The organism is Gelidibacter algens (genome assembly GCF_001678675.1).
GTDB lineage: Bacteria > Bacteroidota > Bacteroidia > Flavobacteriales > Flavobacteriaceae > Gelidibacter > Gelidibacter algens.
In genome coordinates this window covers 16,192-28,864 of sequence record NZ_LZRN01000006.1, presented here as the reverse complement: position 1 = coordinate 28,864, position 12,673 = coordinate 16,192, and the positions used below count along the sequence as shown (strand labels likewise).

The following is a 12,673-nucleotide window of genomic DNA, read 5'->3' as shown; positions in this document are numbered from 1 at the left end:
AAACTTAATTGGTTGCTACTGACTTGTTTTTAAAGAAGTTGATATTGTATTTTAACTCGAAAGAAATCAATGTTGAGATTACTGGCGAAGCTACAAACTCTCTCACTTCTGCATTAAATAAGTTGGTGATACTCACCCCTAAAGATAGGCTGTCTGAAAAATTGTAACCTGCATTGGCATCTACTGTGAAACCTCCTAATTGGCCATAGTTCCATGTTCTACCGTTACGTGCATTTTCAACAATTTCATTAACACCATCGCCATCTAAATCCTGTGTTTCAGCAGCGATATTGATTCCTGAAAAGAAATCATACTTCTGCACATAACGTCCATAAATGGCGCCATAAAAGTTGCCTTTATTGTAGTGGAATCCTAAACTGAACTTGTTGTTTGGGGTATTGATTGGCAACTCACTTTCCAACACTTTGCCATCTAAATTTCCGTCGTTGGCAAGGTCTTCTTTATCAAGATTACGACCAAAGTATGAATAGTTGAACACCGCTCTGAAACTATCATCAAAATAATAGTTTAAGCCAACATCTACTCCGTACGTATCTACATTACCAAAGTTTAGGTATGTCAATACAAAAGCGCCATTAGAACCTTCAACGACCTCCCCAATTGGTTTGTCGCCAACGAAGGTCACATTATTGCCATTGGCAGCATCTGCAACGTTGACCAGTGGACTGATAAAATTATCAGATCGGTTATAATAGGCATTGGTATCAATAAATAACTTGTCTGATAATTTGCCCTTGTACCCAATCTCATAAGAGTTGATGGTTTCTACATCCAATTTTGGGATTTTTGTACCATCCGTCAATGTAAATCCTTCGCCGTTTCCTAATACCAATCCGCCAAATAATTTTCCTTTAAGATTCAAAATCGATGGCACGGCAATGCCTTTACCATAAGTGATTCTGAAAGTGCCATTATTTACTTTTTTGGTAATTGCTAATTTTGGTATGAAGTTGGAACCGTATAAATCATGATTATCCAAGCGTCCACCTGCCAAGAATCCCCAACCTGTTTCTTCCAGTTTGTATTCCATTTGGGCGTAAACACCGGTTTGGTCCAAATCTATCCCGCCTTCATCTAAAAGATACGTGCCTTTGGAGTCTGCCATATCCCTTTGGTATTGTGCACCTAAGGTTAAAAAGAACGCATCCCAATTGTTATTGTACTGTCCTTCAGCATTGAAACGTCTTGAGTCATCTTTAAATAGCGCGCCCCGTTGCAATACAATGCCTGTGCCTGGGCCTGTAGGAAACCATTGTTCTGAAAACGAACGTTCGCGAGCTTCTTGCTCAGAGAACCCATTGTTAATAAACGAGACGTAATTCTGGGTACGTTGGTTAATGGCATAGGTATCTTCTGTATTACTCCAAGTATAATACGTGTTAGCAAAAAAGTTTTTAGACACAAATTTAACCTGTGCAACATCAATGCTCCAATCTTTAATTTGGTTACGACCAGCACTGGTAACACCAATATTATTACTATTGCTATGTCCATAATATCCAATCAACTCAGATCCTTTGGTTGGCTTGTAGAATAAGGACGCACCATATTTTTGCGAATCAAAATCACGATCTAAATCGAGTTCTTTATAGGCTGTTGTTCCAACATAAACACTGTCTACATAATCGAACTCTGTACCTTGAGATCTTTCAAAATGGAATTTATAGGCAAATTTATCATCAATTATTTGGGCATGTCTCAATCTTGCGGTAAGCACGTTTTGATTTCCTGCACCAATAGCGAAGGTTGTTCCTTCAGATTTTCTCGGGTCTTTGGTGATGGTACTTACCAATCCGTTGTGTGCATTAGGCCCGTAGAGCGTTCCATTAGGACCAAGAAGGATTTCAACACGTTCAATATCATCCTTAGTTATGGTAGAAAAAGAGCCTAGTGGCAATCCAGTGGCAATTAAAGTAGACAAGCGGTCATCAGTAACCTGAAGATTTTTTGAATTGAAGGCCGAGTTAAAACCTCTGATATTAATACCAGTGCCCAATACCCCACTTCTTACAAAGTCAACACCTTTTTGTCGTGCTGCCAATTCTCCAATATTAAAACTTGGAAACTCCTGAATATCTACTGCACGGATCACGTTAACAGTAGCAGGAACATCCGTAATTTTTTGGGGTTGTTTGTTTGCTGTCAGGATCACTTCATCCAAAACGGTATCAGAACCTTTTAGTGAAGCATCCACTTGGGTTGTTTGCCCGGAAACGACCAAAATACTTTTGGTGGTTGTCTCGTAGCCAATGTAAGACACAGCTACATTGTAAGAGCCTACTTGTACATTTTCGATGGTATAGCGTCCATCAAAATCGGTCATGGCGCCTTTGTCCAAAATTTTAATAGACACCGTTGCTCCAGACAATGGCATACCGTCAGCGTCAGTAATTAATCCACTAACGGTTCCCATTTCTTGTGCGTTGACCACAAAAGAACCAATGAGGGTTAGTAATAAGAGTAGTTTTTTCATAATGAAGACATATTGATTGAGTTCGTTTAGATGGCAATCTATTAGGAATTAGAGAACAATGCTCAGCAAAAACAAAAGCTTTTTGGTGTGACTATAAGGATTATCTTGAGATTTATTGACTACTATCTTACTTTATACCAATGACATGGCTCTTAAAATCAGATGTGCGACTTTAGTTTTAAAAATGCTTCAGGTAAGTTTTTTGATAGACGATCAATCACTTTAATCATCAATTGCTTCTGATTTTTGGTAGGCTGGATATCTAATAATGGCGCCTTGATTTCTTCCAATAAACGCACGGAATTGATCTTGCCCTCCATGTATCTGGATAATGAAATACTCCAAGAAATATTGGGGACATAGTTGTTTTGTTTCTGACGTTCTACTTCTTTTTCAATCAAGTCGAACTTGGTAGCGAGTTTGAGTACCTCTTCATATTTTTCCTGTGCGATCAAAGTGCTGATATACGACGTAAAAAAATGATGCCAACGGTGTTTTAGGACTTCGTTTTTGTGTTTCCTTAAAAAGGTTTTGGCTGTGGCTTCTGCAAGACTGTTTTTTTGAAGTTCAGATAATACGCGAATTTGATAGGAACAATAACCAATTTTTTGATGGTAATTATGCGTTTCTTTATACAGGTCTTTATGTTTTTCCAATAGGGAAAATGCCTTTTCAGGTTTGTTGTTTCGCAATAAGATGGCGACCAAGTTATTCAGATACATCAAGGTATCGCTGTTGTTTTGGCGGATGGAAAGATAGCCATAAAACTCTGCTTCCTTAAATTCATCCTGTTTGGAATGCAACAACACCCGACTGGCATAATAGTTAGACAACAAACGTCTGGAGTACATCATGCCTTGACTGAAGTAGATGTCAATTTGGTCAAACAGTACTTTTAACTTGTCATTTTCGCTGTAATTGGTGTACATAAAAGCCAACAATACAAACGCCTGATACCTATTTTTACCATTAATGCCATCGTCTTTAAAAACCTGCAGCAACCACTCTTCCAAATGTTTGGTTTCGTTATTGTTTAAGGTGTATTGGTTGGTAATTTCTGTAGTGGCTGTATAGAGTTTTTCCTTAATTTCCTTGGCCTTTGAAGCATGTGTGGTATATGTTTTAATAAAGTCAGACACTATTTGATGGTCCTTATAGCGCATTCTTACCAAAAGATAGGATTTATACTCCTTGGCAAGTTCATATAAATTTTGAAACGTAAAATCGATATTTTTGTACGAAGAAATATAGTTCAGAAACTCTTTTTCTTCATTGGAAGCAATAGCATCTGTAAGGATTTTTTGGTTTAAAGTCATGATCCAACCAATGGTCGCATCTACATCAATACTTAGCAGTTTCTTTTCAATCCAATCTTTGATATAAGAATATTTACGCTTGTCTATAGTGTCATCAAAATCATTACGTGTGCTTTGAGACAAAGCATTGGCAATGACCATCTGGATAATTTGAAGCTTTTCTTGATCTACAAACTGATACTGGGTCTCAAGATATTTGGCTTCATTAGGTAGTATACTTTTACTGAATTCTGTAAATTTTTTGAGCTTCGTTTTCATTTCCCATCTACAAATTGCTGGATGAGTGCGTTGACTTCCTTGGGTTTTTCAAACTGTACAAAATGGCCAGCATCTTTTATAAACTCCAAACGCGCATGTTCAATTTTTTCCAAAGCGATGTTCCCCACAGCTTCTGTGGTCAACGTCGGATTGAAATAGCGGTTTGGGATAAGCATGTCCTGATCTCCAAAAATGACTAACGTATGTTGCGAGATGTTCTCCAAATCATTATAAATAGGATCATTTAACATCCCTGAAACACTCTTGACAATAGCTTCGCAATAGGCATCAAAATTTGACGCTTCCTTAATTTTTTTTCTGTCAGCAATCATTTTGGAAACATCTTCCGGCTGCACATAAAAATTGAGCGCGTAATTTTTTTCAATCTGTGCATCTGTAGTGTTTTTAACGGATGCTGTGGTAAAAAAGGATTTCATTACGTTGGAACTCGCTTCAGAAAATTGCTCCAAACCTGCCGGTGCCACAAGAATGAGTTTTTCAATGCCCTCAGGATGCAGTGTTGCCAACTTAATACTTGCTTGTCCGCCCATGGAATGCCCGATCAATACGATGTTTTTCAACTCCAACTTTTCGATGAATTGGTGCACAACGTCTACAAAATAGGAAGCTGTGTAGGCTGCTTCAGGTTTAGACGATTTTCCATACCCAGGTAAATCCAAAGCGACGCAGGTGTAGTCTTTTTTTAGAACCGCGATATTTTTGGACCACGCATCAGCATTGCTGCTCAACCCATGTACAAAAAGCAATGTTTTTTTTCCAGTGCCTTCTTTGATATAACTGATTTCCAAATCGTTCAAAGTGATCGAATGCGTTTTAAAATCATAGTCTGAAAGTAGTTCTTTCATAGGCTTTTGGGAGTTTTGTGAAAAAGCAGAGGCATTGATCAAAATAAAAATAAGTAAGACGTTAAAGTGTTTCATTGTTCTGATTTGATGGTGTTAAAATGGGAATAGAGTTGTTTTCTGGATACTTTCCCTAAGCTTGTCAGTGGGATTTCATCTAAAATAAAGATATATTTCGGATGTTTAAATGCCACAAGATTTGTTTTTAAAAATTCTCGAATGTGTGTGACCGAAAGAATTTTATTGGTCGTGGTAACAAAAGCGATGCCGCATTGGCCCCATTTATCATCTTTTACACTTAATACCACGGCTTTGCTAATGTCTATGAATTCTTCAAGTTGCGCCTCCACTTCTTGCGGATAAATATTTTCACCTCCAGAGATGTACATGTCGTTTTTACGGCCTTTCATATACAAGAAACCTTCGGCATCGCAATAGGCAAAATCCCCAGTAAAGAGCCAGCCTTTCTTTATTTTATTACTTGTTTTAACCGAATTGTTCCAATACCCAGGCGTCACAATATCGCCTTTAATGCACAACTCGCCTACTTCATTTGGTTTTACCTTAGCGCCTTTTTTATCGACGATTTTCACCTCTAAATAAAAATTGGGTTTCCCGATTGAATTGGGCTTCAGTTGCGCCATTTTGTGATGCAACGAGGTGATGCTCGGTCCTGCTTCAGTTAAGCCATAACCCGGCCTGATGTAAATATTTTTTTCTTGTTTCCAATAGCTCACAAGCTCTGAGGGTACTTTTTCTCCGCCAGAAATGATATAGCGTAGTTTTTTAAGGTTTACCTTTTTAAATACTGCCGATTTCTGCATCATCATCAACATGGTGGGCAGTGCCATAAACAAGGTCGTTTTATTGAGTTCCAATAAACACAAGGTTTTTTCAGCATCAAATTTCTCTAACATCCCTATGTGTGCGCCTTTGTGCAATAATGGGGTAACAAAAATATGCCAACCAGACGTATGGTATGGTGGCAGGATATTGATGGTAGAATCCCTAAACGTAATCCCCAGTTGCATGGAGGTATTAAGGCTGTTCCAAAACAACATCTTGTTGGTGTAAATAACGCCTTTTGGTGCCCCAGTGGTTCCTGAGGTATAAAATATGAATAAGGGGTTGTCGGCTTTCATTTGAAAGGATTTGGCCACTACTCCATCTACTTTTTGATAATATGTTCTCAGTGTATCAAAAGAGACCGATTTTAGGTTTTGAGGTAATAGCTGCCCAACTTTATCCTGATGGTTTTGATTATAAATCAGTAAACTTGGCGTACAGTCTGAGATCAGTCTCGAGATTTCCTTTAGTGACAGTCGATAGTTCAAAGGGACAATAATAATTCCCATCCGTTGGCACGCCACAAACAGAACGATATATTCCAAACTATGTTCAGCTAAAACGGCAATTCTATCGCCTTCTTCAAGATGAAGTTCCAGAAACTTGTGCGTTAATTGATTGGCATAGGTATGTAAATCGCTGTACGTATAACTTTTATTGGTGTCATACGAAGTCATCGCAATTTTTTCAGGCGTATAATCAGCCCATTTAGCTGTCCAATCTAGTGAGTCCACGTTGTTTCTTTTCGTCTAATTTATAAAATATATAGCCAACTATAAGCGATGTAACAATTCCTATTGCTGCAGAAACCCCCGGATTATTGACAGGCTCCTGCATATAAGGTGTAAGCCGTCCGTAATATATACCAAAATGCACGACAATGGCAGTGATGCTTGCTATAAACACTGATCTTGTGGAAACATTCTTTAAAAATGTTCCGAAAAGCACAGGCACAAAAGCGGCGGCAAAATAAGCATAAACCCCGTTTTGCGCAAAAATGGCAACGCTGATATCTGGGTTTTTAATCTGGTTCCAGCTCAGCAAAAAGCTCACAATTCCTAGCACGACAATCACCACTTTATTTATGGAAATTGTTTTCTCGGTAAATTTATCCTTAAATAGCGGATTGATGATATCTGAAGTGATGGTAATGGATAAGGATTGGATGAGACTTTCCAAAGTGGATAAGCCCGCAGAAATCAATCCGACAACAATTACCAATCCAACACCTACTGAGAATTTCATAACCACGTAAGTTGGTATGATTTCATCCATTTTTAAGGTTTCTCCATTCACCGTAAAATCAGGAAAACTGATACGCGCATATAACCCAACAATGACCACCAAAAAGAAAATGACCATAAAAGAAATACCACTGAACAAATACGTATTGACTTTACTTGAATCTTTTAACAACAACGATTTGGTAATAATGTGCGGTTGACAAACAATAGCAACACCAATAACGATTTGCGTAACAATAATTTCAAAATAATCACGAAACAGGAAACTTGACGGATTGGTGGGCTTTGTTAAGTTAGGGTCGATTGCGTTGAGTTTTGCAAGAAAACCATCAACACCATCTGTAAAGTATTCAGCGCCAGAGCCAATTAAAATAATGGCCACAATACACATAATGATAGCTTGAATGGTATTGGTATACACCATAGAATTTGCACCACCAAACATCATATAGCCAAACACAAATGCAGTTATGCCCATCAGCACATAAAACGGTTCAGCATTAAGCGATTTGGAGATGACCTGCGTGAGCCCCACATTGATCAATACAATAAAAGTGATGAGCAACAGTGCAACAAAAGCAAAGAAAATGGCGTAGTTTTTACTTTGATAACGCTTGCCAATCCATTGCGCCATAGTGGTTGCTTTCACGGCTTTCCCTTGTTTGGCAAAACCTTTGGTAAAAACAATCAACGAAATAAATGCTGCTATTGGCAATACCAAAGCGAAAGAAATAACTCCGGAGATCCCGTAAAGTGCAATAAATCCCGGATTTATGATAAACGTTGCCGCACTGGTCATGGAAGCCGCCAAAGACAAACCTACCACCCAAGAAGGAAAACCAATATTACCAACGGCATAATCCTGAATATCTTTATTTTTCCTTGCGCCACGGATGACAAAAAACAAGATGACGGCAGCATAAACGGCCAATAAAATCCACATGTAGGTCACTAAGGCTTCTGATGCAATCATTGATTATAGGTGTTTAAAAACAAATAACAAACTTTATGCGATGATAGTTCTGCCATTTTGAAGTTCTATAGGTGTGACTTTTGATTAAAAATAAGAATTTGACTTATGATCGTAAACATAGCTCAATAAATAGTAACTATGACTTTTTATATACGTGAATTTATTTGGATGGCCATTTCGAGCTTCACTAAATTTAAAATCTTAACCCTCAGTGTACTAGAAACACTAGTGTTTTTTATTCAATTTTAAATAGGATAAAATTGTCCTTTATTAAATTTTGACTTACTTTTGTAGTCTAAACTATACACATGTTTTTAAAGTTTTTTAACCACAGTTTAAGACCAGCCGTTTTTATAGCACACCCATTATATTTTGAAAACCAAAGCGGATTTCGCCACTGTTTTTCAAGTGGTCGATTCTCCAAAAAATAAACATTTATATCAATAAAGGATAAAAAGGCCTTTTTATAGTAATTAACAATTCAATCCCAAAATTTTATTGAAAAAAACAATCGATTACAGACCAGTTGGTCTTCCAAACGGATAAACCTGCCATTAGTGTGCTTCTAGAAACTGACCACTCTAAGGAAGTGAGAATCGCCATGCGAAAAGGGCAAAAAATGAAAGAGCATAAAGCCCCATCTCCTATTGTCATTGAGCTTTTTGATGGCGAAATAGAATTTGGCGTCAACGGAAAAAAACTTGAACTCAAAAAAGGAGACCTCATTTCCTTAGAGGCTAATGTTCCCCACGATCTCTATTGCACTAAAGACTGTATTATACGGTTGTCACTATCTAAAAATGACAGTATTGACCGCGTTAACAGTGTTGTAAACTAACTAAACCTACAAGAAAACATGAGAAAAATTTGGATCGCTTTTATAAGCGTTATTGTACTATCCTTTGTAGTACTTATATGGGTTGGCACCGAAGTTTATCAGACCCAACCACCTATCCCAGAACTAGTTATTATTAAAGAAACAAATGCGGTGGCCTACACCAAAGAAGACATCCAAATAGGACAAAATGTTTGGGAGTCTATTGGCGGTATGGAAGTAGGCTCCATTTGGGGTCATGGCAGTTATGTTGCTCCCGACTGGACGGCCGATTGGATACACAAAGAAGCGGTATACATGCTGGAACATTGGGCACAAGCTGATTTTGATACCGCTTATGATGACCTAGATGTCGAAAAAAAAGCTGCTATTAAGGCACGTTTGATCAAAGACGTTAAAACCAACACTTTTAATCCGGATACTAAAACCATCACGATTTCTCAAGTCCGATGGGATGCTATTTCAGAGAACATCAAACATTACAGTTCTATTTTTTCTGATGGTTATGAGCAGTACGCCATCCCAAAAGGTGCTTTGACGGACACCGTGAAATTAGGGCAGCTGAATGCGTTTTTATTTTGGACGTCCTGGGCAGCAAGTACCAATCGTCCAGAAAAGGATTATACATACACCTCTAATTGGCCGCATGAACCTTTGATTGACAACTTAATTACCGACGACTCTATCATATGGTCAGGTTTGTCGATTGTACTGTTATTACTTTTTATTGGAATTCTCACTTATTATTATTTAAGGAATCACGAAAAAGGAGAAATTTTAGAAAAACCAAATGTAGATCCACTTTCTAATCTTCAATTGGTGGGCTCTCAAAGAGCTGTATTAAAATACTTTATTGTGATTTCGCTATTGATTGCCCTACAGGTTATCTTAGGGGCGATCACGGTACATTATACGGTGGAAGGTCAGGCATTTTTTGGGTACGATCTCTCAAGTTTTCTACCCTATTCCATTACCCGAACCTGGCATACGCAACTGGCCATCTTTTGGATTGCCGCTACGTGGCTGGCAACGGGTCTGTTCTTGGCACCGATGATTTCCGGCAAAGAAATGAAATACCAAGTTTTTGGCATTAATTTCTTGTTTTTTGCCTTGCTAATTATTGTCTTGGGCTCCATGCTTGGTGAGTGGCTTGGTGTGCATCAGTTTTTGGATTTGACCACCAATTTTTTCTTTGGGCACCAAGGTTATGAATATATGGATTTGGGACGTTTCTGGCAATATTTCTTGGCCATTGGTCTTGTCTTGTGGGTCATTATGGTGGGAAGACATTTACTGTTTGCAATTAGACAAAAAGACGAATCAAAGGATCTTATCATCATTCTGCTAATTTCTGTAGTGGCTATTGGGATGTTCTTTTTCTCAGGCTTGATGTATGGCGAAAACAGTAGCTTGCCGGTGATTAATTACTGGAGATGGTGGCTGGTTCACTTATGGGTTGAAGGCTTCTTTGAAGTTTTTGCAACCGTGGTGATTGCCTTTATTTTTTCTAGAATGAAGGTCATCTCTCCTAAAACTGCAGGTCGCGTATCTGTAGCTTCTGCTGCCATATTTTTGGCTGGAGGAATCATCGGAACGTTACATCATTTATACTATTCTGGAACTCCCGTTCAAGCCATCGCTTTAGGAGCTACATTTAGCGCCTTAGAAGTTGTGCCTTTAACCTTAATGGGTTTCGAAATTAGAGAAAACTGGAATTTATTAAAAAGTAAAGACTGGATTCAGAAATACAAATGGCCGATATTTTTCTTTATTGCCGTGGCTTTTTGGAACTTTATCGGGGCTGGCGTGTTCGGGTTCTTAATCAATCCGCCAATTGCATTGTATTATATTCAAGGGTTAAACACGACGGCAGTTCACGCGCATACCGCCTTATTTGGTGTATACGGAATGTTGGGAATGGGCTTTATTATTATCTGCCTGCGTTTTTATTCTGACCGTGTATGGCAAAACACCAAGCTTAAACGTGCATTTTGGTTATTGAATATTGGTCTTACCGCCATGGTGCTTTTTAGCTTGTTGCCCATTGGCATCATTCAAGCATATACTTCAATTACAAAAGGATATTCATTTGCTAGAGACGCAGACTTATTATATTCTCCAGTGGTTCAGACCTTAAAATGGTTGCGAATGATTGGTGATGTCATCTTTTCTGTGGGAATCTTCTATTTCTGTTGGTTTACTATAGACGAAACCATCTATAATTTCAAAAGAAAAAAGGTAGAAAATTAACTTAATTTTTTGAATCTATTCTGGAGGTCGGTATGTAAATGCCGACCTCTTTTTTTGTCTTATTTCCTAATCAAAACAATAAAGACCTAAGACGCGTCATCAGAATTTCAAAACCAAACTCAAATCCTTATCTTTACAACACAAATAACTACTACAATACCACGTGAAACAAATTAAGGCCTATCTCGACCAAATTGCGACCATATCTCATGAAGATTGGGATTTTTTTATGTCTAAGTTACAGCGCCGTGTCATACCCAAGAAGAGGATTTTTTTGAAAGTCAACGACATAGAAAAACACATTTCTTTTATTGAATCTGGTGTGGTGCGCTTATTCATTCCCAAGGAAAATCCAGACAAGGAAATCACTTTTGGCTTTAGTTTTGAGGATCAGTTTGTCAGTGCCTATGATTCGTTTTTAACCCAAACACCATCAGCCTATCAATTGCAGGCGCTTACAGAAACAACTATTTTGAGTATCACTTATGATGATTTGCAAGCAGTGTATAAAACAACACAGATGGGAAATCTTATTGGGAGATTGACTGCAGAACGGCTCTTTTTAATAAAATCCAGCCGCGAGCAAAACTTGCTTAACCTTACAGCAGAAGAACGCTATGTGAAACTCTTTAAGGAACGTCCAGAACTTTTGAAAATCATTCCCCTAAAATACATCAGTTCTTATATTGGCATTACAGCCCAAGCGTTGAGCCGCATCAGGAAACGCATTTAATCCATCCTTTATTTAGAAAGTTTTAACAGTATCTGGGGCCGTTTCCGTTTTTTATTGATTTAGATTCATTGTTTGGCACAATGCATGCATCTATCTTTGTAAAAAAAAGTTATGATAATCGTTATTTTTGTTCTCGTTCTTTGGTATGGAGGTTTGTTTTTTCAGTCTTTCTTTTTACATCGCTATGCTGCACATCAAGTGTTTACGATGTCTAAAACCATGGAGCGCATTACCTTTGTATTGACTTGGATTTTTCAAGGCTCAAGCTATTTAAGTGCTTATGGTTATGGAATTATGCACCGCATGCACCATGCATATACCGATACTGAAAAAGATCCTCACTCCCCATCCCATGATCCAAATATGTTTGCCATGATGTGGAAAACAAAAACCATTTATCAGGATATTAACCTACAGCGTATTGATGTTGACCAGCGTTTTACCAAAAATGTACCACAATGGGCAACGTTTGATAAATTTGCAGGCTCACGCTTTTCTCGATTGCTCTGGATTGGGCTTTATATCTTATTCTTTGTGTACTTCGCCACAGCATGGTGGCAGTGGTTATTATTGCCGATGACTTTCTTAATGGCGCCTATTCATGGGGTGATCATCAACTGGTTTGGCCACATTTATGGCTATGTCAACTATCAGATGAAAAATACAAGCAAAAATTTATTCCGTTTTGACTTTCTAATGATGGGCGAAGGCTATCACAACAACCACCATAAATATGCCAGTAGAGCAAATTTTGGCATCAAATGGTATGAGATTGACATGACCTATCTTATTATAAGAGTTTTGGATGCCGTTGGCGTGATTCAGTTGAAACCGATTAAGGTTAGGAAATAGGACGTTTAA

The 12,673-nt window shown here is 38.1% G+C and carries 9 protein-coding genes; 4 read left to right on the top strand and 5 right to left on the bottom strand.

The window, feature by feature from the left end:
* Positions 1–4 precede the first annotated feature (4 nt).
* The 5 genes from A9996_RS04010 to A9996_RS03990 form a co-directional block, all read right to left on the bottom strand.
* Positions 5–2,494 (bottom strand): TonB-dependent receptor, encoded by a 2,490-nt coding sequence (locus A9996_RS04010; RefSeq protein ID WP_066431190.1) that lies wholly within the window; start codon positions 2,492–2,494, stop codon positions 5–7.
* A gap of 158 nt (positions 2,495–2,652) precedes the next feature.
* Positions 2,653–4,068: a hypothetical protein gene (locus A9996_RS04005; protein ID WP_066431187.1), complete on the bottom strand. Its 1,416-nt coding sequence runs from the start codon at positions 4,066–4,068 to the stop codon at positions 2,653–2,655.
* Positions 4,065–5,009 (bottom strand): alpha/beta fold hydrolase, encoded by a 945-nt coding sequence (locus A9996_RS04000; RefSeq protein ID WP_083993836.1) that lies wholly within the window; start codon positions 5,007–5,009, stop codon positions 4,065–4,067. Before A9996_RS04000 ends, A9996_RS04005 begins: the two co-directional genes overlap by 4 nt.
* The gene (locus A9996_RS03995) at positions 5,006–6,511 is read right to left on the bottom strand and encodes a class I adenylate-forming enzyme family protein (protein ID WP_083993835.1); all 1,506 of its coding nucleotides are present in this window, start codon (positions 6,509–6,511) and stop codon (positions 5,006–5,008) included. Before A9996_RS03995 ends, A9996_RS04000 begins: the two co-directional genes overlap by 4 nt.
* On the bottom strand, positions 6,486–7,994 hold the full coding sequence (locus tag A9996_RS03990; protein ID WP_066431184.1) for a sodium/pantothenate symporter: 1,509 nt from the start codon (positions 7,992–7,994) through the stop codon (positions 6,486–6,488). Before A9996_RS03990 ends, A9996_RS03995 begins: the two co-directional genes overlap by 26 nt.
* A 559-nt stretch (positions 7,995–8,553) precedes the next feature.
* Here A9996_RS03990 and A9996_RS03985 point away from each other — a divergent pair.
* The 4 genes from A9996_RS03985 (at position 8,554) to A9996_RS03970 (ending at position 12,664) form a co-directional block, all read left to right on the top strand.
* Entirely contained in the window at positions 8,554–8,832 is a 279-nt protein-coding gene (locus A9996_RS03985; RefSeq protein WP_248912315.1) for a cupin domain-containing protein, read from the top strand.
* An 18-nt stretch (positions 8,833–8,850) separates the two neighbouring features.
* Complete coding sequence (locus A9996_RS03980) at positions 8,851–11,079, top strand: nitric-oxide reductase large subunit (RefSeq protein ID WP_066431180.1); 2,229 nt, start codon at positions 8,851–8,853, stop codon at positions 11,077–11,079.
* Between the two features lie 163 nt (positions 11,080–11,242).
* Positions 11,243–11,812: a Crp/Fnr family transcriptional regulator gene (locus A9996_RS03975; protein ID WP_066431177.1), complete on the top strand. Its 570-nt coding sequence runs from the start codon at positions 11,243–11,245 to the stop codon at positions 11,810–11,812.
* Between the two features lie 111 nt (positions 11,813–11,923).
* Entirely contained in the window at positions 11,924–12,664 is a 741-nt protein-coding gene (locus A9996_RS03970; RefSeq protein WP_066431175.1) for an acyl-CoA desaturase, read from the top strand.
* Positions 12,665–12,673 lie beyond the last annotated feature (9 nt).